The sequence below is a fragment of the Ruegeria sp. I3 genome (assembly GCF_056532525.1).
In genome coordinates this window covers 486,587-513,058 of the sequence record NZ_JBQFNI010000003.1, presented here as the reverse complement: position 1 = coordinate 513,058, position 26,472 = coordinate 486,587, and the positions used below count along the sequence as shown (strand labels likewise).

11 protein-coding genes are annotated in these 26,472 nt (G+C 59.2%); 9 read left to right on the top strand and 2 right to left on the bottom strand.

All coding sequences use genetic code 11. The features are described 5' to 3' along the window. Nucleotides 1-8: 8 nt before the first annotated feature. Nucleotides 9-13,220, bottom strand: a complete 13,212-nt coding sequence (locus tag ACR0L9_RS10810; protein ID WP_480895632.1) for a hypothetical protein — start codon at nucleotides 13,218-13,220, stop codon at nucleotides 9-11. Between the two features lie 384 nt (nucleotides 13,221-13,604). Here ACR0L9_RS10810 and ACR0L9_RS10805 point away from each other — a divergent pair, with 384 nt between their 5' ends. Continuing rightward, nucleotides 13,605-14,642, top strand: a complete 1,038-nt coding sequence (locus ACR0L9_RS10805) for a zinc-dependent alcohol dehydrogenase family protein (protein WP_480895763.1) — start codon at nucleotides 13,605-13,607, stop codon at nucleotides 14,640-14,642. Between the two features lie 65 nt (nucleotides 14,643-14,707). On the opposite strand, the gene ACR0L9_RS10800 is transcribed toward ACR0L9_RS10805, so the two are convergent. Beyond that, complete coding sequence (locus ACR0L9_RS10800) at nucleotides 14,708-15,511, bottom strand: helix-turn-helix transcriptional regulator (RefSeq protein ID WP_480586185.1); 804 nt, start codon at nucleotides 15,509-15,511, stop codon at nucleotides 14,708-14,710. Nucleotides 15,512-15,642: 131 nt separating this feature from the next. Between ACR0L9_RS10800 and ACR0L9_RS10795 the strand changes: the two genes are divergently transcribed. The 8 genes from ACR0L9_RS10795 to ACR0L9_RS10760 all read left to right on the top strand — a co-directional run bounded on the left by ACR0L9_RS10795 (nucleotide 15,643) and on the right by ACR0L9_RS10760 (nucleotide 26,176). After that, nucleotides 15,643-17,619: a CocE/NonD family hydrolase gene (locus ACR0L9_RS10795; RefSeq protein WP_480895631.1), complete on the top strand. Its 1,977-nt coding sequence runs from the start codon at nucleotides 15,643-15,645 to the stop codon at nucleotides 17,617-17,619. Between the two features lie 25 nt (nucleotides 17,620-17,644). Continuing rightward, nucleotides 17,645-19,210: an ABC transporter substrate-binding protein gene (locus tag ACR0L9_RS10790; RefSeq protein WP_480895630.1), complete on the top strand. Its 1,566-nt coding sequence runs from the start codon at nucleotides 17,645-17,647 to the stop codon at nucleotides 19,208-19,210. A gap of 86 nt (nucleotides 19,211-19,296) precedes the next feature. Then, nucleotides 19,297-20,235 (top strand): ABC transporter permease, encoded by a 939-nt coding sequence (locus ACR0L9_RS10785; RefSeq protein WP_480895629.1) that lies wholly within the window; start codon nucleotides 19,297-19,299, stop codon nucleotides 20,233-20,235. An 11-nt stretch (nucleotides 20,236-20,246) separates the two neighbouring features. After that, nucleotides 20,247-21,104, top strand: a complete 858-nt coding sequence (locus ACR0L9_RS10780) for an ABC transporter permease (RefSeq protein ID WP_170394253.1) — start codon at nucleotides 20,247-20,249, stop codon at nucleotides 21,102-21,104. Continuing rightward, nucleotides 21,101-22,081 carry an ABC transporter ATP-binding protein gene (locus ACR0L9_RS10775; RefSeq protein WP_170611755.1) on the top strand — a complete coding sequence of 327 codons (981 nt, stop codon included), beginning with the start codon at nucleotides 21,101-21,103 and terminating at the stop codon, nucleotides 22,079-22,081. Before ACR0L9_RS10780 ends, ACR0L9_RS10775 begins: the two co-directional genes overlap by 4 nt. Continuing rightward, complete coding sequence (locus ACR0L9_RS10770) at nucleotides 22,078-23,022, top strand: oligopeptide/dipeptide ABC transporter ATP-binding protein (protein ID WP_480895628.1); 945 nt, start codon at nucleotides 22,078-22,080, stop codon at nucleotides 23,020-23,022. The genes ACR0L9_RS10775 and ACR0L9_RS10770 overlap by 4 nt, the downstream gene beginning before the upstream one ends. A 3-nt stretch (nucleotides 23,023-23,025) precedes the next feature. Continuing rightward, nucleotides 23,026-24,669: an amidohydrolase gene (locus ACR0L9_RS10765; RefSeq protein WP_480895627.1), complete on the top strand. Its 1,644-nt coding sequence runs from the start codon at nucleotides 23,026-23,028 to the stop codon at nucleotides 24,667-24,669. A gap of 1 nt (nucleotide 24,670) precedes the next feature. Continuing rightward, nucleotides 24,671-26,176: a M81 family metallopeptidase gene (locus ACR0L9_RS10760; RefSeq protein ID WP_480895626.1), complete on the top strand. Its 1,506-nt coding sequence runs from the start codon at nucleotides 24,671-24,673 to the stop codon at nucleotides 26,174-26,176. The last annotated feature ends 296 nt before the right edge of the window (nucleotides 26,177-26,472 follow it).

The window sequence follows — 26,472 nt, the reverse complement described above, 5'->3', positions numbered from 1 at the left end:
CTCATAAACTAGAATTGTATCCCAAGGCCAATGCCAACCTGCAGGGCTTCGGTTGAGTCTCCAAACATATGGTCCAGGCTCAGGTTGATAAAGCTGCTGTCATCCAAAGCAAACAATCCCAACCGCGCGGACACGACGCCGTGGGCGTCACCGATATAGCTGGTATTCACGAACCCTCCGTCGGCGGCGCTGGCCCCACTGAAGCCAGCGGTTACCGACACCGTGTCGTCAGACGAGAGGATGGCACCGGCGCGCAGGCTCGCACGCAGTTTCTGCGAGGCGCTCAGGATCTGCTCGGTCCCGATCTCAATCGACGGCGTCAGCGAATAGATCATCTCGTTGTCGTCCTGCAAGACGATACCTGACAAAGTGCCATCGCCATTGCTTTCCGTCGCCAACCGCGTCGCATCGACGGCCAGTTCGGGGCGCAGGTACGCTCCACCAGTGCCAAGTCTTTGATCATACGCCAGGCTGAGCCGCAGGTTCTGGTGGTTCATCTTGTGCTTGATCTCGCTGACACCAACGGTGTCCACAATAGTGCCATTGGGCAAAACACCCCGGATCCCACCTGCACGGCTTGTATCGTAGTTTGACCAACCTGCCGACAGCATGGCCGCAAACTCCCACGCGCCTGTGTATTTGGTCAGCGATGCACCCAGATTGAACCGATCGCCGGATGCATTGTATTGCGATCCGTTCTGCAGGCTGATCTGGTCGTAGCCCAGGGCAAACCCTGCATACAACTCATCCCCCACCGGTAGACGGACACCCGCCGACCAATTGGTGTTATTGACGTTCAGATCGTTGTAAATCCCGGTCTGCTCGCGGTCGAAGAAATAGCGGCCGCCGGTAAACCAGATACAGTTACGCGGATCATCCCCGGCTTGATAATTGGTGTAGCGTTCGCAGTTTTGCAGCGTATCCGCGAATACCCGCGTGCCAAAATACGCATCCACCGCATCTGCGGCGTAGTCCGCTGTCGACAAGCTCTCAATGGCCGCGATCACATCGGTCTCGGATTGCATGTTCCCGATCAGCGCCAAAAGCTCGCCCTGTTCGGACGTTCCCCGCCCGTTCAGGACATCATTGATATAGTCACCGATCGCGGTCTGGTTGGAGTTCATCCTAGGCGTCGAATAGTCTGGTGTGATCACCAGATCGATCGAACTGCCGTCCGACGTCGCCCCGTTCAAACCAATGGAGTAATCAAGAACCACAGTGTCCTGGATGGTCGTGCCAGCATCTGCGGCCGTTCCATCGGGATTGATGATGACAAGCGGCAATGCGCGTTCGAGCGTGTTCAACCGCGGCACCAATGTACCACCAATGGTGGCATCCCCGGTGACATTGATCAGATCGCTGTCTCCACCCGATATGCCAGTGGTTCGGAAATACACGTCGAACGTTGAAGTCGCAGTGCCGCCAAAGGCCAGACTTCCGGTCACGTTCGTGGTCTGGCTAACATTCTCGGTGAAGGAAAAATCATCCGCTTGAACAGCAGCCGTCAGGCCTCCGTCGACGCCCCAATTTGCGCCCAGAACCAAGTTGCCATCCACCTGCATGAGCCCGGCGTCGCCCAGATTCACGGTATCCAATGCATAGAAGGTTGCACCATCTTCCACGGTCAGGCCATTCGTCCCGTCACCAAGGTTCAGGTTACCGAGCGCGCGTCCGGACAGCGTGATTTGTTCATTGCCATCGCCGCCGTTCACCAGTTGGTTATTGCCCGCGATCAGCACCGTGTCTTCTGATAGGGTCAGCGTGTTGTCGGTTCCTCCTTCGACAATGATAGAGGCAACCGAGTTCGCTTGCCCGGTGCCACCCATGACAACACCATCGAACCCAAGCATAATGGCGTCTGCACCGTCACGGCCTTCGGATTGTGCAAAGACACCAATGCCACCGTCGCCGACCGACAACACATTGCCGGTCAGGGTCATGTCGATAGCACCGCCCGACCCGGCGCCACCTGCGGCACCCCGGAATATGGAATCGACGATGCCGCCACCACCACCCAACGACTGCGCGGCGACACCGATCGCGTTCTCTCCGCTGGTGACCGTGTTACCAGTTTGCGAGAACAGAATGTCCCCGCCGTCCCCGCCATTTGCAGCTGACAGATTTACGGTCACCTGGCTGGGGTCCAGGTCTGTCGTGACAAGACCACCGCCGCCGCCGATGCTCTGGATCACGAACGCATGCGATCCGGTACCACTTGTGTTTACGTCACCGGTATTGGTGAAATCGACGATGCCGCCATCTCCAGTTGAATCGTCCTGCGCCCCGAGGGTCACATCGACGCCTCCAAGACCAGCAACGACAGCTTCACCCCCGCCCGCGCCGATGCTTTGAACGCTTTGGCCAAAGGACCGGTCACCGCTGGTGAAGACATCTCCATTCAGATCAAGATCGATATCACCGCCGTTGTTGCGGAAGCTTGGATCGGACCCCAGGATTACCGAAGCAAACCTGTTGGTATCAGCCGTGCCCGTGCTGTTGAGCACCAGCTTACCGCCGCCGCCGCCAATAGATTGCGCCGTAACTGCCGAGGAAAACGCACCATCTGTGCCGACATCGCCCGTCCGGCTGCCGAACACATCGCCACCTGCTGCATCATTCGTATCAATCGCGCCCAGGCGCGCATCAATCTCGATACCGTCGCCATCCTGAAGGCTGATGTTGTTGGCCGATGTGCCACCACCGCCGCCAACACTCTGCAGCATCAGACCTGTCGAGCGGTCACTGGTGGTCGCTATGTTACCGACGTGCGACTGGGCAACCTGGCTGCCCGCCGTGCCCGAAACATCATCACCGCCCAGCGAGATGTCACTGATATAAACAGTGCCGGTTCCACCCGCGCTTGCCGTCGCGGTCGTAAAGTCGACCGATGTTTCGGAGTTGCCGCCGCCGCCATTGACGGATTGTGCGAAGATGGCCTCGCTGCCTGCACCATTCACCAGAATGTCACCGGTTGAATTGACAGTCGCGGTTCCCACCGATCCGGTGGTCCCTTCTCGCGCGCCCAACACATGAGAGATCGTGTAGTCCAGCGCCGAGACCAAGGGCGACGATACCGAATATCCCGCATTACCGCCGCCGCCACCAACGGATTGGGCATAGATACCGAACCCGTTTTCAGCGTTCACGACAATCGTACCGGTATGGTTGACCGTGACATCTCCACCATCCGCCCCGTCGCCACCAGAACCGCCAATGGCGATCTTCGAGTATGACTTGCCGGTCATTGTGTTTTTGAGGTCATTCACATCCATCGCAACGGCCAATCCACCATTGCCACCACCGCCACCGACGGATTGTGCGAAGATACCGTAGGCACCTTCGCCATCAACGCGGATGTCGCCGGTATTGGTGACAACCGAGTTTCCGGCAGCATTGCCACTGCCACCCGAACCACCGATGTTCAACTGCGCGGTCGGAGAGCTGTTGTCCCCAGTCTTTAGCCGCAGCGTCCCAGTAATCGAACTCCCACCATTGCCGCCGCCGCCACCAACGGATTGAGCAAAGATGCCATGCGCACCTGCACCAATGGTGATGATCGTACCCGCATTTGTGACGGCCACGTTGCCTCCGGTTCCACCGGAACCACCCGAGCCACCCAGGCCAAACTGCAACGCCCGCCGAGTGCTCGCCTCGGCCCCGCCATAGCGACCATCAACCGAGATTGTCGATCCGCCATTGCCGCCGCCACCGCCGATAGACTGCGCGAAGATACCGTGGCTTTCGGCTCCGCTGGTCACGATCGTACCATCGGCTTCGTTCACAACAGTGGTTGTACTGCCAGAACCACCGGTGCCGCCGGTGCCACCAATAAGGATCGCGTTTGTCGTAGACCCCTCCGAGGACCGGCCCAGAACAATGTTTCGAACCTGCTGTGCATCACCTCCGCCACCACCGACCGATTGCGCGTAGATACCCACCGACTTGTCGCCCGTGGTCAGTATCACGTCCCGGTTGGTCACAGATACCGCCGCCGACATCGCACCCGAGCCGCCGTTGCCGCCGATGGATAATGTCGCGGTGTTTCCAATCTCTTTACGCAGGCTGATGATGCGGTTTTCCACGACACCACCCATGCCGCCGCCGCCTCCGACGGACTGCGCAAAGATACCATGGGCCATGGTGCCTGCTGTGCTGATTATTCCGTCGCTCACAACGGTCACGATGTCCGAGGTCATACCGTCCCCACCTGTACCGCCTATGTTGATCGATGCTGTGGTGCCGACTGTGGACGGGTTGACCACAGCTTTGATGGTATCGAGGTTCGATTGTCCGGCCTGTACCATGCCGCCAGTTCCGCCTGCGCCACCGATGGATTGCGCCATCAGCCCAATCGAGCGATCTCCGAACGTTGCGATCTGGGCAGTGTTGGTCACGTCCACCGTGCCACCAACGCCTCCGGTGCCGCCGGTACCACCGATGGACAAGGCAATTGACGTGCCCTTGCCAGCCGAGTTGCTGGCCTTACCGCCATTGCCTCCGCCGCCGCCAACTGACTGCGCAAATACGCCATGTGCGTCATCGCCCTGCGTGACGACGGTGCCCGCCACCACAGAAGTCACATCGCCTGCCGCGCCACCCGTACCGCCTTCAAGCCCGACTGACAGGCTGGCTTTGTTGCCTTTGCTGTCGCCGGATTTCGGGGTGCCGATGCTGACCGAAGTTGATGACGAGTTACCCCCGCCATTGCCGATGGACTGTGCAAAGAAGCCATAAGACCGGTTGCCCGTCGTGCTGATCGCGCCGTTCGAGCTGGCATAGACGTCCCCGCCGCTGCCCCCGGTTCCACCCGTGCGGCCGATCTGGATGTTTACATTGCCGCCATCGACCGACGTCGATGCCGAATTGTAGCCAGCATTGCCGCCGCCGCCGCCAACGGACTGCGCAAAGAGACCATGAGAGTCCGCGCCCGAGGTCGTGATGTCGCCTGTATTGCGCACATCCACCGAACTACCGATTCCGCCCTCACCCGTGCCGCCGCCAATAGCCAAGCCAAAGCCTTTGTTGGTCGCGTCGGAGGCAAGCTCATAGGTCATGCCGAGGTTCAAGGCGGCGTTGCCGCCGCCACCGCCGATGGATTGCCCAAACACACCGTGGCTGCCATCTTGCAAGGTGACGATATCACCATAGTGGTCAACATCGACCTCGCCACCGTCCCCTGCCGTACCTGCATCGCCACCGATGGCAACCACCGCCGAAACTCCGGTTTTGTTGCCCGAGGAATCTGCAGGGTTCACCTTGCCTTCAAGCTCATCCAAAACCGCGTTGTAGTTGGCGATGACCGAGTCATCGACGCCGGTATTGGTCGGTGTCTTGCGATCCGTGGAATCGCCGGTGCCGCCGTTACTTTGATTGCCGGTGGTCTTGCTGATACCCACAACTGCGTTGATCCCCGCATCGCCGCCGCCGCCGCCAATGCTCGACGCCTCGATACCGTGCGATCCAACGCCATCGGTCGTGATTGTCCCCGCAGCAAGGGCCGCTGTGCCACGCGCGACGGTCACGTCACCCGCATCGCCGCCACCGCCGCCAAAGCCGCCGATCCCCATCGCGATAGGTGAGCTGTCCTTGGTACCAACAAAGGTCGCATTAATGCCGCCGGTACCACCGCCGCCGCCGATGCTCTGGGCAAAGATTCCGCGCGCGTGATAGCCATTTGTTGCGATGTTGCCGGTCTGAGTGACCGACACGTCACCCGCATCCGCACCAGTACCTCCGTGGCCGCCAAGGCCGCCCACAATGCTCAGATCCGTTTTGCCGTCCGAGTTGTTGGAGTCTCCATAGTTCAGCTGCCCGGTCACGTTCAAAGCACCGTTGCCACCGCCGCCTGCGATCGACTGGGCCAAAACTCCATGTTTCCAGTTGCCGGCGACTGACACAGTTCCCGCGTGATTGACGCCCACATTGCCCGAGACATTGCCGTCACCGCCAAAGCCTCCGACGCCAAACGTAACCGAAGGGATCTTGCCATCTTTGCTGAGCGCGATTCCACCCGAGACATTCAGACCGCCATTGCCGCCGCCGCCGCCGATGGACTGCGCCAGTAGACCCGCCGAACCGTCAGTATCCGGCTTTTCTTCGTTGAAGACACCCATGTCGATGAACAGGCGTTCCAACCCGAAGTTCGACGCCAATTCCTCGGTCTCATCTACGATCGAGTCGCCCAGGAAATCACGCAGTTTGTCTTCGAACGTCGTTGTGTTGGGGATCGATATATCGTCCGGGTTCGTTGTAACCGTAATATCCGCTTGCGAGGTGACCGTGACGTCTCCGGCCTGACCGCCATCGCCTGCGAAACCACCGACGCCCACGATCAGAGAGCTGTCGGATACGATCCCGCCTGACACGTTCAGACCACCGTTGCCACCGCCGCCGCCAACGGATTGGGCCAGCAGGCCGGATTGGCCAGTGCCGTGAGCTGTGATCGTACTGCCTGCGCCAATGTTCACATCGACATTTCCGGCGTCTCCACCGCCGCCACCAAAGCCCCCGACGCCCACGACAACCGCGTAGGATTTGCTGCTATCTGTCTGGCCTGCGCCGGGTTTGCCGCTTATCGCGAGGCCACCCGAGACGTTCGTACCACCGTCACCGCCGCCGCCGCCAAGCGACTGAGCAATGATGCCACTGGCCCCTTTGCTTTCATCAACAGCTAAAGTGCCATCCGATTGCTCGACCATCGGAACGGCCTGCACATTGCCGGTATAGTCCAGATCGACGTCACTTGCGTCACCGCCAGCCCCGCCAAAGCCGCCAACACCCGCTGAAACCGAAAAGATCGTGTCCGACCCCGATGGTTTGGTCAGCGCCAGAGTGCCCGAAATATTCACGCCCCCGGTGCCGCCACCGCCACCAAGGCTTTGCGCAAACAGACCATGCGATCCGTCACCCGCCGTCACTACATCGCTTTGAACATCCAACGTGACCGCATCGGCATTGCCACCACCGCCACCAAAGCCACCAAGTCCCAGGGCAACCGCTGCACCGGATTTGCCGGTGAGATTGACAGCGCCAGAAACGTTCAGACCGCCGTTACCGCCGCCGCCGCCGACCGACTGGGCCATGACACCAATACTGTCTACGCCAGTGGTTACCACCGAAGTTGTGCCACTGCTGTCCGTTCTTGAGCGCAATGTGCTGTTCACTTCACCAGCGTTACCCGCCCCGCCACCGAAGCCGCCAACGCCCAGACTGACCGAGCCGCCATTTTCCTGGCTGATACCCAACGAGGCCGAGATATTAGTGCCGCCGTTGCCACCACCGCCGCCAAGGCTCTGTGTCAGGATCCCGGTGCTGCGATCACCTGTTGTGGTTACTCCACCGGTGATTGTCGATTGCACCAACGCTCCGGCATCAGCGCCGCCGCCGCCAAAACCGCCCACACCGATGCCGACCGCCGCATTGGCTGATCGGGACAGAGACAGCGCTGCCGAGATGTTGGTGCCGCCGTTGCCACCACCGCCGCCGAGGCTTTGCGTCAGAATGCCGACCGAGTCATCACCGGTTGTCATGACATCTCCGGTGACCCGCTGCGTGACGTTATCTGCCGCACCACCGTCCCCGCCAAAGCCGCCGACGCCGATCCCCAAACCGCCGGAATAGTTGCTGGCTAAAGAAATGGCCCCGGAAATGTTTGTGGCGCCATTGCCGCCACCTCCGCCAAGGCTTTGTGCGATAATACCTGCCGACCGCGGACCCGAGGTGCTCACATTGCCCGAGAACGTGTTGTCGACTACCCCGCTGGTCCCGCCTCTGCCGCCGAAGCCGCCCACGCCGATACCTGCCGCACCCGATCCAGTGCGTGCGATGCTCAGAGCGCCCGAGATGTTGACGCCGCCATTACCGCCGCCGCCGCCAACGGATTGGACCAGAACGCCCGTCGCGTTCTCACCACTTGTAGTGACATCGCCGGTGACCGACCCCGTCGCCGAGCTCGCAGCACCGCCATCTCCACCCGAGCCACCGATGCCAACCCCAACGGCGCCGCCTCCGGTGCCCGAGATGTTCACGGCGGCTGATACATTCAGCCCACCATTGCCACCGCCACCCGCAGCAGATTGCACCAAGACGCCGCCAGAATTGTCACCGGTAGTGGTAACATTGCCAACGATCGTGCCTTCGGCAGTATCCGCGTCGCCCCCGTCGCCACCGCTGCCACCAAGACCAACAGACGCACCACCGCTGCCGGTTCCTGCGACAGTGACTGTGGCGGAAACATTCATGCCTCCATTGCCCCCACCGCCGCCAAGGCTTTGCACGATCACCCCGCCGGATTCATCGCCTTGTGTCGAGACGTTTCCGTTCAATGTGGCTTCAACTGTGCCTCCGTTGCCGCCGGTACCGGACGCCCCACCAAGACCCACGGATGCCCCACCCGAGCCGGTGCCCGCCGCGGCCACTGCAACCGAGACGTTCATGCCACCATTACCGCCGCCACCGCCGACAGATTGTGCCAAGAGACCGCTGGAGGTTTCACCTTGCGTGATCAGATTCCCGGTTACATTCGCCGTGACCGCCGAGGCGTCACCGCCGCCAGTTCCACGACCGCCCAAGCCAACTGCCGCAGCGCCAGAACCCGTACCTGCGCCACCGACGGAAGCAGAAACGTTGAACCCGCCATTGCCGCCGCCGCCGCCGATTGATTGCGCCACAACTGCGCTGGACTGCGCACCTTCGGTTTGAACACTATTGGCAACCGTCAGGCCAACAACACCCCCCGTGCCGCCGCTGCCACCGGACCCACCCAGGCCAACGCTGATCGCGCCCGATCCGGTGCCGGCCCCAGCCAAAGCCGGTGAGACATTGAAGCCACCATTACCACCGCCGCCACCAACGGACTGCGCGAGGACACCCACCGAAGCATCCCCTCGGGTCACAACGTTTGCTGTTGTGCTGGCCGTTACCAGACTGCCGTCACCCCCGGCAGATCCTGAGCCGCCCAACCCGACCGAAACCGATGCCGCACCCGTTCCAGCCCCCGAAACGGTTGGCGAAACGTTGAACCCTCCGTTACCACCGCCGCCGCCAAGAGACTGCGCAACAAACCCGCTTGAAGCAAAGCCATCCGACAGGATGGTACCGTTCGAAGTCAGCGTGACGGTGCCGCCATTGCCGCCAGTATCGCCCGAACCGCCGAGGCCGACACTCACCGCGCCACTGGCTGTTCCTGCACCCGACAAGACCGGGGCTACGTTGAACCCACCATTGCCGCCACCACCGCCGATGGACTGCGCAACCACGCCCGAGGATTGATCCCCCCGGGTTTCGACCGCGTTGTTCGACGTAGCAATTACCGTGCTCCCATCACCACCTCCGCCGCCGTCGCCGCCCAAGCCGACCGAAACGCCCGCCCCAGCGGTGCCCGAACCCTGAACCGATGCGCTGACGTTGAAACCTCCGTTACCTCCGCCACCGCCGATGGACTGCGCGAGGAAGGCTGTCGCCGAGTCGCCTTGCGTCAGAATTGTCCCACTGGATCTTAGCGTAACCGACCCGCCATTACCGCCACCTGCGCCCGTTCCACCAAGCCCGACACTGACCGCACCGCTTGCAGTACCTGCACCGGCCCCGGTCCCCGAGATATTAAACCCACCATTGCCGCCACCACCGCCGATGGATTGGGCGACGACGCCTGAAGAACGGTCCCCGACAGTTACAATCGTATTTGTGGTCGTCAGATTGACTGTGCCACCCGTCGAGCCCGTACCTCCGTCGCCGCCAAGGCCAACTGAAACTGCACCGCTCGCAACCCCAGCCCCTGCAAGTGACGCGCTAACATTAAAAGCACCATTGCCACCGCCGCCGCCAACGGACTGCGCCAGAACGGCAGTTGAGTCCGCGCCACCGGTGCTTACGGTGCCTGTGACTCGACCGGTCACCGATTGAGCGATTCCACCTCCTGAGCCGTCGCCACCAAGGCCTACGGTGACGGCACCGCCACCTGCCCCCGCACCAGCAACACCGGCCGTCACGTTGAAGCCACCATTGCCACCACCGCCGCCGATGGATTGGAAAACTACGCCGCCTGAACCTTCGGACACTGTTGTGACGTTTCCTGCAACCTGGCCTTCAACCACGCCGCCATTGCCGCCTGTATCGCCGTTGCCGCCGAGCCCGACGCCAATTGACCCAGCACCGGCTCCTGCCGCTGCCACTCCGGCGGTGACATTGAAACCACCATTACCACCGCCACCGCCGATGGATTGAATAACGACAGCCGTCGAGCGTGCACCTTCGGTCCGAACGTCGCCGTTGACGCGCACGCCGGTTACCGTACCGCCTATGCCGCCGCTGCCTCCGTCGCCGCCAAGTCCGACTCCAATCGTTCCGGCACCGCCACCGCCGGCCGCCAAGCCAGCAGCGACGCTGAAGCCGCCATTGCCACCGCCACCGCCGATGGATTGCACCACGACCGCACCGGCATCATCCCCACGGGTGATGACATCCGCATCAACTTGGGCCGTCACTGTACCGCCCGCACCTCCACCGCCAGCTTTACCGCCGAGGCCTACACTGATGGACCCGGCAGCGCCGCCCGCAATATCGGCACTGGCACCGATGGCATAACCACCATTACCACCGCCGCCGCCAACGGATTGCGCAACGACACCGCTGGAGAATGCGCCACTGGTTTCGATTGAGGTCCCACCGGCACGCAAAGTGACGTTGCCACCGATACCGGCACCACCACCATCTCCGCCGACACCGACGTTGATCCCGACCGCAGCGCCTCCGCTTGCGCTGATACCGGCCGCGATGCTTCCACCACCATTACCGCCACCGCCACCCACGGATTGCGCGATGATCGCGCTGGAGCTTGTGCCAGTCGTGGTCACGTCAGCATTGGTATAGACCTGAACAAGTCCACCATTGCCCGCACTGCCGGCCTTGCCGCCAATTCCAACTGATACGTTGCCCGAAAATAGTGCCGAGGCGCCACCGGTCGCGGCGACCGCCAATCCACCATTGCCACCACCACCGCCGACGGACTGAAACAGCATACCTGTCGACCGGTTTCCGGTCGTGACGACAGTGCCTTCAAACCCAGCTGCTGTTGCGACGCCACTACCATCGAACTGGCCAACCGTGACCGGACCACCCGTGCCGCCCGTACCACCGTCACCGCCAACCCCAACAGCCAGCGAACCCGATACCGGACCTCCAGAGGCTGCGACAGATACGGCATAGCCACCATTGCCCCCGCCACCGCCAACAGATTGCAGCATCACCCCAACCGAGTCGTCGCCACCGGTTTGTACAGAAGCTGAACCGCTGCCGCTAAGCGTGACCGTCCCACCGTTGCCACCATTGCCAGCGGACCCACCAACCGAGACCGATGCCGCGCCAAATGCGCCAACCGCAACCGAGACCGCTCCGCCACCGTTGCCGCCACCGCCGCCGACGGATTGTGCAAATACACCTGCCGAGCGCGCGCCCGAAGTCCGGATAGCCGACGGCTGGCTGCCATCGGTGTTGGATAAGGTTACGTTGACATTGCCACCGGTCCCTCCGGCCCCGCCATCACCACCGATGGCTACCCCGACAAACGCACCTACCGAACCGGACGAACCACCATTGCCGCCACCGCCACCAATCGACTGGGCCAGAATACCCATCGCATCATCACCCGAAGTGGTGATGATCCCGTCATTCACGATCGTCACAGTGGACCCGCTGCCACCGCCGCTGCCATTGCCTCCGACCGAGACCATTCCACCGGACGAGCCACCATCACCGCCACCGCCGCCGATGGATTGCGCGATAATCCCGCGGGCGTTGTCGTCTTCGGTTACAATACGCCCGTAGTTGCTGACGCTTACCGCAGCGCCCGTTCCGCCCCGAGATCCTGTGCCACCAATCGCAACAAGCCCATAGGAGTTTGCACCGGTTCCGCCGCTGCCGCCGATGGATTGCGCCATGACACCGTCTGCCCCAATGCCCGAAGTCAGGATGCTTCCCGAACCTTGCACAGTGACATTCACCGAGTCCCCGCTACCGCCGTTCGAGCCCACACCACCAAGAGAAAGTGATACCAGGCCGCCTGCAGTTCCGCCCGAACCACCGCCGCCGCCGATGGACTGGGCAACAATACCGCGCGCGAAATCACCTTGTGTTTCAATCGCGCCACCATGCGAGACGTTAACCCTGCCTCCATTTCCGCCATTATCGGCCCCGCCAATGAGCGAAACCAACAAGTTGCCACTTGTCCCCGCTGACCCCCCCGAACCGCCGATGGATTGGGCGTAAATACCGTTCGCATAGTCGCCGGTCGTCAAGATGCTACCGCTTGAGGTCGTGTTTACCGTTACGGTGCCACCGCTACCGCCATAGCCTCCGTTACCGGACGAGCCAACCAGCCCCCATTGTGACCCACCATTACCGCCGTTGTTCGAAACGCTCAGCGCATAGATGCCATCAGCCGAGTCGCCGGACGTAGAAATGTCACCCCGCTGCGTAACGGTTACGTCGCCACCATCTGCCGAGTGGCCACCGGTGCCCCCACCCGGAGCCGCGAAGCCGCTGCCACCATCACCAGCCTCGCCGCTGCGGCTGAAGGCAAATATACCGTCATAGCCGTCGCCCGATGTCTGGATCGTGCTGCTGGAGGATTGTGTTGCGTTTACCGTGCCGCCCTCCCCGCCGTCGCCGCCATCGCGCCCGTCCCAAAAGCTCAGATACGAGTCGCCGCCCTGACCACCGTCACCGCCAACGCTACCCACTTGCCAACCGACATTGCTGGTTGCGTTGACATTCCCGCTCAGGGTTTGAGTCTGGGTTGGGCCATCGGCACCGTTTCCACCTGAACTTGGTGGCACAACAAGCGCACCATCGCGCCCATTGCTGCCATCTCGCCCGTAAACGACCTGGCTCACACCGTTAGGTCCGGAGACGTTCACCGGCGGGGTGACAGAGCCAGGAGTACCCGAACTGTTGAAGTTGCTGTTGTACTGAGACAGGGTCAGCTGAGTGGACAAGCTGGCCGTTCCGGTCGCACCAGAATTACTGATCTGAGCCGTTGTTCCCGTTATCGATACAATCTCAAATGCCAGCGGGGGATTGTCGGAGTTGTAAATTGTATCGCCGGCATCTTTGACGAGAAACACATAGCCATCCGCCGTCTCAACAAAAGCCGTCGTCCCGGCTGTAGGTGTTGAAGCGGGATCCACAATCAGTGCAGTGACTGTCGTATCCAGACCAGTCACAGGGTTGTTAACAGTGTCTCCAACAATTGAATCTGCAGTCGGCGCGGCAAGCAAAGGTGTTGAATTAAATAGAAAAATAGAAAACGCAAACAGCAGGTTTGAAAACTTTGACACCTTGAGACCCTACAACCCAATTCACCAGCACAGAAGGCAAAGAAGAGCTGCACCCAAAAGCAACACATTGCTTTTGGGAATTTCCCCATCACCACCTAAAGAAAGATATGCGCAAGTTTAAGGAGAGTGGATTTCTTAAATTTGTCTAAAACTGGATTTGGTTAAAATAGTGCTAAAATGCCACAACTTGGGTTCATCCCTAAGGCTGGATCAGTTCGGCTGAGTTGGTTTAGGTTCACACAACTTTTCGAAAAAATGAAAGAGCACACTATGAAGGCTGTCCTGTTCGAGAAGTTCCAACAAACCCCCAAGGTTGTCATAGTCGACGACCCTGCACCCGATACTCATGGCGTTGTTCTGAAGGTCGAAGCCACTGGCGTTTGTCGCAGCGATTGGCACGGGTGGATGGGGCATGACAGTGATATCGAGCTGCCTCACATACCCGGTCATGAGTTGGCTGGCGTGGTCGAAGCCGTCGGACGGGATGTAAAGAACTGGAAAGTTGGCGACAAGGTAACCGTGCCTTTCGTCTGCGGCTGCGGAACGTGCAGCGAATGTCACGCAGGGCATCAGCAAGTCTGTCTGTATCAAGAGCAACCCGGCTTTACCCATTGGGGCAGTTTCGCGGAATATGTGCCAATTCATCAGGCTGACCTTAATTTGGTCGCGCTGCCTGAAACCATGGAATTTGCAACCGCCGCCAGCCTTGGCTGCAGGTTTGCCACTTCATTCCGCGCGGTCGTCGATCAGGGAAGGGTCTCGGCCGGTCAATGGGTTGCCATACATGGCTGCGGTGGGGTCGGTCTGTCAGCCGTTATGATTGCTGCCGCCGTCGGGGCCAATGTCATCGGGGTTGATCTAGACGAAGCCAGACTCGAACTTGCGCAAGAACTGGGTGCAGTTGCGACCATTAACGGTACAGACGCTGATGTTCCCGAAGCGATCCGCGAAATCACCAAAGGCGGCTCCCATGTGTCAATCGACGCATTGGGTCATCCCGTCACTATGACCAACTCAATCCTCTGCCTGCGTCCGCGCGGCAAGCACATTCAGGTCGGTCTGATGCTGGGTGATCACGCTTCGCCAGCAGTACCCATGCCAAAGATCGTAGGACAAGAGATCGAACTGCTTGGTTCGCACGGGATGCAGGCACATCGCTATGACGCGATGCTCGACATGATAGAAAATGGCAAGTTGGATCCGGCCCGGTTGGTAGGGGAAAAAATCAGCCTGGAAGACGCACCCAAGGCCTTGATAGGGATGGATAAGTTTACCTCAATCGGTGCGACGGTCGTCACAAGGTTCTGAGTCACAAACAGGATCCGCCCCGTGCGAAAATGGCGCCACTAAACGGCGATTTCAAAATGCATCACTCAATTGGCAAGTTCTGTTGGTATCGCAGAAAAATGGGCATCGCCTGATCCCAAAAGGTACTTTCGGACCGCCAGGTCGATTGATTTACTCTGTTCTGAATAGACACCGCAGGCAGTGAGCGCTTCACGGGCGGTAATGCGCTCATCAAGCCGTTTCCAGATTGTTTTCGCGGCATAAGGGTGTGGAAACGGCCGCCAAGCCACACCCATTGTCATACCACGCAAGTATTTTAGCTGTTGGCGATGCGCGGAATAAAGGATGGTCTGCGCAATGCTTCCTTCCTTGCCGCATTCATGTTCGGTGGCGAAGATCCTGTTACCGCGCAGGGCAACCAGCCCTTCGTAGCGCGAAATCTGCCGAACGCTTTTGTCCGGGGACGTGGCGTTTTCGTGCGAGCGGATCGTCACCACGCCATCCACCTCCTTAAGTCGGATCAGAGAACAAAAAATGCGCCCCTGCCAAGACGGTGTGCAAAAGAAAGAATGATAGAAGCCCACATAGCGTCTGAGATTCTTCACCTGATCACTGTACGGCTTAACAAACAAGCTGGCAGGAGTTTCTTTCCGACGGACGATCGAGTCTTTCAATGTTTCTTCAAAATCCGTCCGAGGCGTAAAAAGCTGCGCCTCAGGCAGATCGAAATACCGAGCGATACGGCGCAGGTTGTGGGCTGATGGCAAGCTTTCGCCGTTGAGGTAGCGATTAAACTGCTGCCTGTTCAGGCCGATTTCTCGACAGACTTGCGAGATATTGCCTCGCTCGGCGCACAAAGACCGTAAATTTGCGGAAAAACTTTCGGACATAAGCGTCATTTTTTTCGCGTTTTGACGCTATAATGCTAAAGATTGAATAAAAGCGCGTAAAGTAGCTCAGTTCAATAATTTTCGGAATGCGGGTTGGCTGTACCAAACGCAACAACGGGACCTCGCTCCGAATGTTCACAAAAATCATCGAAAACACCTGGATCCCCCTGCCGGATGGTCGGAAACTGGCTGCACGAATTTGGTTGCCCGAAACCGGGCCGTCACCCGCCATTCTGGAATACCTCCCCTATCGCAAACGGGATGGAACTGCGCCGCGAGATGCCACCACTCATCCAGTATTTGCCGAGGCAGGATACGCATGCATCCGCGTCGACATTGCCGGAACCGGTGATAGCGAGGGGCAGTTCGACGACGAGTATTCGGAACAGGAACTCCGCGATGGTGAAGCCGTTCTGAGTTGGATCGCCGCACAAAACTGGTGCGACGGAAACATTGGGATGATCGGTATCTCCTGGGGAGGATTCAATGGGCTGCAGCTGGCCTTTCGCCATCCGCCCGAGCTCAAGGCGGTGGTCAGTGTCGCCTCGACCGTGGATCGGTACGCCGATGACATACACTTCATGGGCGGCTGCCTGTTAAGCGACAATATCAACTGGGGCAGTCAGATGTTCGCCTATTTGACACGGCCCGCAGACCCCGAGCTGCGATCTGATTGGCGAGAAGACTGGCTTGCCCGACTTGAGAATGTACCATTCTCAGCAGCCGATTGGCTACGTCATCCAACGCGCAGCGCGTTCTGGAAACATGGCTCGGTCTGCGAGGATTGGTCGGCGATTCAAGCTCCGGTTCTTGCGATAACGGGTTGGTCGGATGCATATGTGAACGCTCCGCCAGCGCTGGCAGCAAATCTGGCCGTGCCGTCAAAGGCGCTGATCGGACCGTGGGAGCACCGCTATCCGCATATCTCGAAACTGGAGGCAGGGGATTTCCATTCCGAGGTGATCGGCTGGTTTGATCGCTGGCTGAAGGGGCAGCAGAATGGCGCCGAAGACCTGCCCGCCTACCGAACCTATATGCAGGATCATTTTGGCCCGAGCAAAAAGAACAAACCCAGGCAGGGCCGCTGGATCGCCGAGACAGAATGGCCGTCGCCCAAGGTCAGTGATGAAGTCTGGCATTTGGGATTGGGTGGGTTTTCCGACGTCGCCATTACGGCCGAGACAACCGTATCGAATCCGGCCCATATCGGACAGGCTGGCGGGTATTTCTGCCCGGGCATGCGGATCGACAATGAGTTGGCCGAAGATCAGGCAGCCGATGACGCACTGTCGCTTTGTTTCGATACGGCACCGCTGGACAAGCCGCTTGAACTGCTTGGACGGGCGCGACTGAAACTGTCCTTCACCGTGGACAGACCGGTAGCCCAACTGATAGCGCGGTTGTGTGATGTCGCCTCAGATGGGGTTTCTCAGCGGATCACCTATCGGGCGCTGAACCTGACGCACTACAAGAGCCACGAGACCCCTGAAGCGTTGGTTCCCGGTCAGGTCTACAGTGCGGAAATTGCACTAAATGAGTGCGCGCATCGCGTGAAACCCGGTCATATCCTGCGTCTTGCGCTGTCTACATCTTACTGGCCAATCGTTTGGCCCGCGCCAGAAGCAGCAGAGGTGACGTTGCAACTGCAAGGTTCGGCGCTGTATTTGCCGGTTCGGACGATGTCTGAGGAAGCTGATCCTGCACATCCCGGACCAGCGCAGGATTATCCGACGTTGCAAAGCACCGAGCTGCGCGCGCCGTCGGGCCGATCCGAACGGCGCATCGAAGCGGACGGAACCGTCATACTTGAGACATTCGACGACTACGGCAAAGCACAGGACCCCGGCCACGGCCTGATCGTCGGAAGCCACGTCGCCATGCGCTATGCGATCCATCCCGATGACCCAGCGACCGCGCAATTCACGGCGGGCTGGCGTTTCACGTTCGAGAGGGACGAATGGCAGGTCGAGATCAGCACCGAAAACGCGATGACCTGTGACGTCGAGAATTTCTATCTGCATCGAAAACTGCGCGCCACCGAAGGCGCGGACAAAACAGAAGTTCTGACAAAGGAATGGAACGAAACCATCCCGCGCAGGCTTCTGTAAACGATCTGACCCAAGGGAGAACATCATGAAAATCGAATGGACAAAAGCAAATGTCGGGCGCAGGGGCTTCTTGAAAGGGGCAACTGCGCTTGGGGCGGCATCCGCGCTGCCTGCAAGCTGGGCCAATCGCGCCTTCGCCGCTGATGACGGGGTGTTGCGGGTGCGCGCCTACGGTGATGCCCAGAACATGGACCCCGCACATTCCGTCGGTGTTGTCGAAGAAGAAGTGCATGCCTCGATTTACAACAAGTTGATCCAATACAAGCCCGGCGAGGAATGGGGTTGGCAGCTGGATGCGGCGGCGATGATCGAGCAGGTTGACCCGACCCATATCAAGTTCGCCCTACGCGATGATATCGGTTTCACCAATGGCTTCGGTGCGATGACCGCTGAAGACGTGAAATTCAGCATGGAGCGCATCGTGGACGATGCGACCGAAAGCCCAAACAAGCCCGATTTGGGTCCGTTCAGCTATGTCGAAGTGAGCAGCGAACGCGAAGGTACCATCGTTCTGAACGAGCCGTTTGCTCCGATTTGGTCGATCGCCCTGCCCTACATAACCGGCAACATCGTCTCGAAAGCTGCGGTCGAGGCCGCAGGGGGCCGCATCGGGGCTGATCCGGTCGCTGAATCCGGCCCTTATCTGCGGGACAGCTGGTCACCCAAAGAAAAAACCGTGCTTAAGCGCAACCCGGATTGGAAGGGTGACGCACCAACATGGGACACAATCGAAATCCTGCCGATCGACGACGAAAACACCGCCGAGATCGCCTTTGAGGCGGGCGAACTGGACATGACTCGGGTTTCGCTGGGATCGGTCGAACGCTATCGGGCCGGTGTTCCGAACGGCGGATCTTTGGTCGAGAAACCCTCACTGTTCTATGTCTGGTTGGGCATGAATCTGGATCACCCCAAGCTTCAGAACCCAAAACTGCGTCAGGCGATTCAACATGCAGTCGACGTACCAAGCATCCTAGAGGCGGCCTATTTTGGAGCCGCTGAACCCTCGACAGGCATCATCGCACCTGGCCTTGCGGGCCACCGCCCGCAATCTCTGGTCCCTCCGGCGGCAAACTTCGAGAAAGCGGCGCAATTGCTGGCGGAATCTGGCGAGACCAATGTGACGCTTACGTTGGACACGCTGAACAAGACCACTTTCACCACGACGGCTCAGATCATCCAGGCAACTCTGGCGCAGATCGGGATCACGGTCGAAGTCAACGTACTGGAATCCGGTGCATTCTGGGCAAGCGGAGACAACGAGAACCTGCAACTGGTTCTGAACCGCTTCTCGATGACCCCCGATCCATATTATGCGACGGCCTGGTTCACCACCGAACAGGTCGGCATCTGGAACTGGGAGCGGTTCAGCAACGCTGAATTTGACGAAATTCACAACTCGGCATTCAAGGAAGCGGATGTGGCCAAGCGCGCTGAGATGTATCAGCGGGCGCAGGATCTGATGGAAGAAAGTGGTGCCTACCGCTTTATCACCCACGAGGCGACACCGGTGATTCACTCGGCTCGTGTCACCCCCGCGCTAAGACCCGACGGTCTGGCACTGCTGCGGTACTTCGGCAAGGCGACCTGACCTCCCCAAGGTCGGCTATGTCCGGCGGGGTTTGACGCCCGCCGGATAAAACAGCTCGCCACCCATCCACAAGGAGCCAGCTTTTCATGTTGAAGTTTGCAACCCGCCGCTTCGGGCTAGCGCTGCTTATCCTGTTCGTGGCGGTTACCGTCATGTTCCTGATGATCCGCGCCGTCCCCGGGGACCCGGTCCAGATCATGTTGGGGCCACGCGCAACACCTGAGCTTCAGGCCCAGCTCACCGCTGCGTTGGCGCTGGATCAACCAATCTGGAAACAGCTGGTCATATTCTATGGAAACCTGGTCCGTGGCGATCTGGGAACCGACGTATTCTCGGGCCGGTCCGTGACAGATATCGTGTTTCAGCAGCTACCCTACACTCTGGAACTGATCTTTGCGTCGATCCTGTGGTCCGCCACTTTGGGAATTGCGCTTGGGGCATATGCCGCTGCCCATCCAAACACTCTGATCGATCGCATTGCGGCGGCGATTTCGGTCAGTTTTGTTGCAGCACCCGCCTTTGTCGTAGCACTTCTGTCGCTATTGGTCTTTGCCGTGCATCTTCAGTGGTTTCCAGCCATCGGCGCGGGGGAAGGCTTCTGGGGTCGCATTGATCACCTCGTTTTGCCCGCCTTTGCCATCGGGCTAAGCTGGGTGGGCTACATCGCGCGGTTGGTGCGCGCCTCGATGTTGGAAGTCTTAGGCGAAAACCACGTTCGGACCGCACGTGCCTTCGGTATCGCAGAGCGCCGCGTGGTGATGGTTTATGCCTTGCGTATCGCCATTCTTCCGGTTGTCACGGTGATCGGCGTCGGCATGGGTTTCCTGCTGAGCTCGGCCGTATTCGCCGAAATAGTGTTCGCGCGCCCGGGTCTGGGGAAGCTGGTGATCGACAGCATAACCACCCGCAATTACCCGATTGTCATGGGCTCGGTTCTGATCTCAACCGGTTTGTTCGTCGTGTCGACCGCACTGGCGGATCTGATCAATGCGTGGCTCGACCCACGCGCTAGACAAGCGCATTGAGGAAAGCCGAAATGGAAAAATCTCGTTCTGAACTTGGTCAGATCATTGTCGGCGTCGCCCGCGACCCTCTGGGTCTGATTGGTTTGGTCATTGTCGGCACCATCGTCTTCTGTGCGATTTTCGCCTATTGGATTGTGCCCTATGATCCTGTGGCCATGGATATCAAAGCCCGGTTGCAAGGCCCGTCTGCCGAGCACCTTCTGGGTACGGACCAACTTGGCCGCGATACGTTTTCCCGCGTGATTGCAGGCGGTCAGGTTGCGTTGAAAGTCGCCTTGCCTGCGGTCTTTGGTGCGATGGTAATTGGCCTAACCTTGGGAATGATTGCGGGGTATGGGCCAAAATGGCTCGACAACCTGTTGATGTTGTTCTTTGACACCATCCGATCCTTCCCAACCGTGATGTTCGCACTGGCCGTTGTGGCCCTGGTCGGTCCCAGTTTGCAAACGGTTGTGTTCGTGGTGATGGCGACTTCGATCCCAACCTATGGCCGTGTGGCGCGAACGCAGACCCTGACGTTGCGCAATTCCGAGTTCATTCTGGCCGAGCGGTCGATGGGGGCCAGCATGGCCCGCATCTTGGGTGTGCACATGCTACCAAATATCGTGGGGGTTTTGGCCGTCCTGGCTGCTATGGACATCCCGACGGTAATCGCGCTTGAGGCGGGGCTGTCCTTTCTCGGGCTTGGTGTGAAGCCCCCAACCCCCAGTTGGGGCGCACTTCTGAAGGACGGGTATTCCCTGATCCGACAGACACCTTGGCTGGTGGTGGGCGGCGGTCTGCCGATCATTCTGGCAACCCTGGGCTTTACGTTTTTAGGGGAATCCCTGCGCGACGTGGTTGATCCCAAACTGAGGAAACAGCGATGACCGAAACTCTTCTGGAAATCGAGAACCTCAGCGTCGATTATGAAACGGCACGCGGAGATCTCAAGGCATTGCGGGATATCACCTTTGACATCCGCAAAGGTGAGATCGTGGGTATTGTCGGTGAGTCTGGTTGCGGAAAATCAACCTTGATCTCGTCGATCCTGCGGCTGACCGCACCGAACACGCGGTTCCGGCAAGGCGAAATACGCTTTAAGGGGCAGGATCTGTTGCAAGTGCCTGAACGCAGGATGCGTGATCTGCGCGGGGCCGATATCTCGATCATCTTTCAGGACCCGATGCAGACCCACAATCCGGTTCTGACCATTGGCCAGCAGATGGTCGATATTCAGCACCGGTCCAAGGCTAGTAAGCCGGAAAAACTGGCCAATGCGGCAAAGATGCTGGGGGCTGTCGGTATCCCGGACCCAGAGGCGCGGTTAAAGCAGTTCCCGCATGAGTTCTCGGGCGGGATGCGGCAGCGGATCGCGATCGCCATGGCGTTGATGTCAGAACCCGACCTGCTGATCGCGGATGAGCCGACCACCGCGCTGGACGCCACGCTTGAGGTGCAGATCATCGAACGCCTGAAAGAGCTGCAGCGCGAATTCCATTGCGCCATACTATTTATCTCACACCATCTGGGTGTGATCGCGGAACTGTGCGACCGAGTGGTTGTGATGTACGCAGGCGCCGTCGTCGAAAGCGGTGAAGTGCGCGAGATTTTTCACAATCCCAAGCACCCTTACACACGCCGTCTAATCGACTGTGACCCGGGCCATATCAAGGAACGCGCACGGGTCCTGCCAACCATTCCGGGCGAAGTACCCGATCTGGCCAACCTGCCCGGTGGATGTATCTTCCGCGACCGCTGCGACCAGGCGATGCCGCGCTGTGCAATGGACGTTCCCCCCTTGGATCTTCTGAAAGAAGGGCATCACGCCGCCTGCTGGCTGAACCATGAGGAGGCCGTGACATGAGCCTGCTGAACGTCCACGACCTGCAAACCAGCTATGGCCCTGTCAACGTGCTGGCTGGCGTCAGTTTTGAGGTCGAAGCTGGCGAAACCTATGCGCTTGTCGGCGAGAGCGGCTCGGGCAAGACAACTGTCATCCGTGCGATTGCTGGTCTGGCCCCGGCGCAAGCCGGCTCGGTCGTGTTTGACACGCAAGAGATACGAGGCGCGCCGGAACGGGTCATGCGCCCACTGCGCAAGGACATGGCGATGATGTTTCAGGACCCTGTGGGCAGCTTGTCACCACGCCTGACAATCCGAAGCTTGATCACGGAACCCTATCGCATTCAGGGCATGAAAGATCGCGATCTGGATGCCGAAGCCAAACGTCTGCTGGAAATGGTGAACCTGCCGGTGCATTTCACGGACCGCTATCCCTATCAATTGTCCGGTGGCCAGGCACGACGGGTTGGTGTCGCCCGCGCCTTGGCGCTGGAGCCGAAACTGATCCTGGCGGATGAACCAACGGCAGGGCTGGATGTCTCGGTACAGGGTGAGCTGCTGAACCTGCTCAATGACCTGCGGGAACGCCTGGGCCTTGCGATGGTGATCATCACCCACAACCTGAACGTGGTGCGCCACGTGGCAGACCGCATGGGCATTATGTATCTGGGTCGACTGGTCGAGGAAGGCACGACCGAGGCGATCTTCGACGATCCGCGCCACCCCTATACCCGCTGCCTGCTCAGCGCCAACCCCGAGCCGGATCCCGATGCGCGCCTTGAACGGATCGCGCTCAAAGGTGAGCCGCCCAGCCTCTTGCAACGCCCGTCGGGCTGTGAGTTCCGCGAAAGATGCCCGTTTGCCAAAGACATCTGCACACAGACACCGCAATGGGAGGTTGCGGCGGGCCACGGGCTGCGCTGTCTCGCACCCTTGTCGGGTGCGCCTGCTCCGGGTCACTAAAGGATGAGGGAAACACTCTATTTCGGCGGTCCCATCCTGACGATGGACGCCGACAATTCCCGACCCGAGGCGGTGTTGGTGCGGGACGATGTCATCATTGCGGTGGGGGACGAAGCAACGCTGCGGCGGCAGATGTCATCCGATGCGGGTGTATATGACCTAGCTGGCCAGACCCTGATCCCAGCCTTCATCGACTCACACGGCCACTTCCCAGATCCCGGCTTCATCCAGCTGTTTCGGGTTGATCTTGCATCACCTCCGCGCGGCGCGTGTATGGATATGGCGCAAGCTTTGGAAAAGCTGCGCAGCCGGGCCGAAGAGACGCCTGAGGGCAATTGGGTGATGGGCGTTTTGTTCGACAACACCGCCATTTCAGAAGGCCGCATGCCTACCCGGGCCGAACTGGATGATGTCTCAACGGCGCATCCAATCTGGGTTCTGCATGCTTCGGGTCACAATGGCGTGGCCAATTCGATGGCGCTGAAGCTGCATGGCGTCAATCGCGACACCCCGGACCCGGCCGGAGGGCGTTATGGCCGCGACCCCGATACCGGCGCCCTGACGGGGCTGGTCGAAGGGCTGTCGGCCATGGGCGAAATGGGCGACACTGATTTTCTGATCGACCGGGACAGGTTCTGGCAAGGGTTCAACGCCTGCCGTGATGAGTATTTGTCCCACGCAGTAACTTATGCACAGAACGCTTGGGCATCGCAGGTTATGCTCGACCACTTTGCCAGCCTTCGTGCCGATCAGGATCCCGGCATTGATTTGGAATTATTGCCAATTGCCGATCTGGAACCGGCTCTGAGCCAGGGCTGGATCGACAATAACTGGCCCGGCAACCCACATTTTACGCTGGGTGCGCGCAAGCTGTTTACCGATGGCGCATTCCAATTACAGACTGCCTATCTGTCTGCGCCCTACCACAAGTCGCTGGACCCCGATCACCCCTGTGGCATGATCTATGCCACGCAGGTCGACATGGATTCCGAGGTTCTCGGCCTACACGCTATGGGGTTTCAGATCCACTGCCATTGCAACGGGGATGCCGGAGCCGAGATGTTCATCGATGCGGTGGACAAGGCCTTGTCAGCGCATCCGCGAGACGATCACCGCCATACAATCATCCACGGCCAGGTTCTGCGCGACGATCAACTGGACCGCATGGCGCGGCTTGGAATAACTGTCAGCTTCTTTTCAGCACATGTGCATTTCTGGGGGGACCGACATTACGATACCTTCCTCGGCCCGGAACGCGCTGAACGGATTTCGCCAGCCGCAACTGCGGAACGATACGGTGTACGCTATACGATCCACAATGACGCGTCGGTTACGCCAACGCGGCCAATCCATCTGGCGCATTGCGCGGTGAATCGACTGACTGCATCCGGCCGGCAACTGGGTGAAAAGGAAAAGGTCAGCGTACTGTCTGCACTACGGGCACAAACCATCGATGCGGCGTGGCAAGTATTTAAAGAAGATCAGCGCGGTTCGATTGAGCCCGGAAAACTGGCAGATTTCGCCATCCTTTCTCGCAATCCCCTAGATGATCCTGAACGGCTGCTCGACACATCGATTGTTGCAACCATCCGGCGAGGTCAGATTGTGTTTGGCACCACCAAATCCAGAAAAGAACTGGAATTTTAGAATGACAGCCAAACGCATTGCCATTGCAGGATTTCAACACGAAACCAACTGCTTCGGAGCGACCAAAGCGGGTCTGCCCGAGTTCGAGATGGCAGATTCATGGCCCGAAATGTTGCATGGCGCGCGTGTCATCGCAGACACCAAAGGCATGAACCTACCCATCGCCGGGTTTTCTTCCGCCGCGAACCAGGCAGGTTTCGAGCTTTTCCCGATCCTGTGGTGTGCGGCAGAACCTAGCGCTCATGTCACGGATCACGCGTTCGAGAAGATATGTACTATGATCTTGGATGGCCTTCGCGGCGCGGGACCGCTGGACGGAGTGTATCTCGACCTGCACGGTGCCATGGTGACTGAAAGCCTTGCCGATGGTGAGGGAGAGCTGTTGCGCCGAGTACGTGATCTGGTAGGGCGGGATGTTCCGGTCGTAGCGAGCCTGGACCTGCATGCCAATATCTCTGACCAGATGATCTCGCAGGCGGACTACCTGGCAATTTTCCGCACCTACCCGCACCTCGATATGGGCGAAACCGGCGCGCGATGTGTGCCGGTTCTGCAAAGGCTACTGGCCGGAGAGAAACTGCACAAAGCCTTCCGGCAGGTGCCCTATTTGATCCCATTGCACGCGCAATACACCTGGGCCGCACCGTTTGATGAGATTTATCAGTTGCCCATCCGGTTTGAACAGGCCCATGTCTATGCAGAAATCGCACTGGGTTTTACAGCGGCAGACTATCCCGATACTGGTCCGTCCTGCGTTGCCTACGCGACCAGTGCCGCGCAAGCGACCGCCGCAGTAGATCAAATTGTCGACCTTTTTCTGGCCCGAGAACCTGATGTGGACTGCTCTATGTTGTCGTTGGACGAAGCCGTTCTGGCCTGTCGTTCGCATCGCGACAAACCGCTCGTGTTAGCGGATGTACAGGACAACGCAGGCGCAGGCGGCACATCCGATACCACCGGACTACTGGCCGCTTTGATCGAGGGGGAAGCGCAGGAGGTTTTGATGGGTCTCTTCCACGACGCCGAAAGCGCAGAGAAAGCGCATCGTGCAGGCCAAGGCGCAATACTGAACCTTGCCATCGGCGGAAAATCAGGTCTGCCCGGGCACCACCCCGTTGAGGCAAAGTTCGAAGTTCTGGCCATCGGAGATGGCATCTGCCGATACTCAGGTGAGATGTACGGAGGCGGCATCGCGACGCTTGGCAAAACGGCCGCTCTGAGGATGATAGAGTCTGGCGCGAAGATAGACTTGGTCGTCACCAGTGTGCGCAACCAATGCCTAGACCGCGCTCATTTCACCCATATCGGCCTGAATCCCACATCCTATTCAGTGATCTGTGTCAAAAGCACCACACATTTCCGGGCGGATTTCCAGCCCATCGCAAGCGACGTGAAAGCCGTTGCCGCTCCAGGCACATTTCTCTGCGATCTGGACCAGATCCCCTATTACAACATCGCAGGCAAACGCCGCATCGAAACAAGTGGACCCAAAACCAGAAACCATTGATTTCCCACCCGCATCGCAGCTCGCAATCGACATAGCAGGCGCAGAAACTGCATCGAGATCCCGCTCGTAAACTAAGAGATTGGAAACTTCTCGCTTCACGTTTTGACAATGCTGCGTCATCATTCGCTTCAAACCTACAGAAGATTGGGCTTAAACCGCTTCTGTTCGGCAGAAACCCAAACCCGTCATGACCAAGCTTTGATGGAGCAACCTTGTGGGGCATCCCGAACCAGCGAACGGACCCTGCTAGCGACACACCATTATGGAAGCGGTTGCGCGCGTTGATCGTATAAGCC

Coding starts and splice junctions, on each gene's coding strand:
- ACR0L9_RS10805 (WP_480895763.1), top strand. CDS start 13,605: ATGAAGGCTGTCCTGTTCGAGAAGTTCCAACAAACCCCCAAGGTTGTC.
- ACR0L9_RS10800 (WP_480586185.1), bottom strand. CDS start 15,511: ATGTCCGAAAGTTTTTCCGCAAATTTACGGTCTTTGTGCGCCGAGCGA.
- ACR0L9_RS10795 (WP_480895631.1), top strand. CDS start 15,643: ATGTTCACAAAAATCATCGAAAACACCTGGATCCCCCTGCCGGATGGT.
- ACR0L9_RS10790 (WP_480895630.1), top strand. CDS start 17,645: ATGAAAATCGAATGGACAAAAGCAAATGTCGGGCGCAGGGGCTTCTTG.
- ACR0L9_RS10785 (WP_480895629.1), top strand. CDS start 19,297: ATGTTGAAGTTTGCAACCCGCCGCTTCGGGCTAGCGCTGCTTATCCTG.
- ACR0L9_RS10780 (WP_170394253.1), top strand. CDS start 20,247: ATGGAAAAATCTCGTTCTGAACTTGGTCAGATCATTGTCGGCGTCGCC.
- ACR0L9_RS10775 (WP_170611755.1), top strand. CDS start 21,101: ATGACCGAAACTCTTCTGGAAATCGAGAACCTCAGCGTCGATTATGAA.
- ACR0L9_RS10770 (WP_480895628.1), top strand. CDS start 22,078: ATGAGCCTGCTGAACGTCCACGACCTGCAAACCAGCTATGGCCCTGTC.
- ACR0L9_RS10765 (WP_480895627.1), top strand. CDS start 23,026: ATGAGGGAAACACTCTATTTCGGCGGTCCCATCCTGACGATGGACGCC.
- ACR0L9_RS10760 (WP_480895626.1), top strand. CDS start 24,671: ATGACAGCCAAACGCATTGCCATTGCAGGATTTCAACACGAAACCAAC.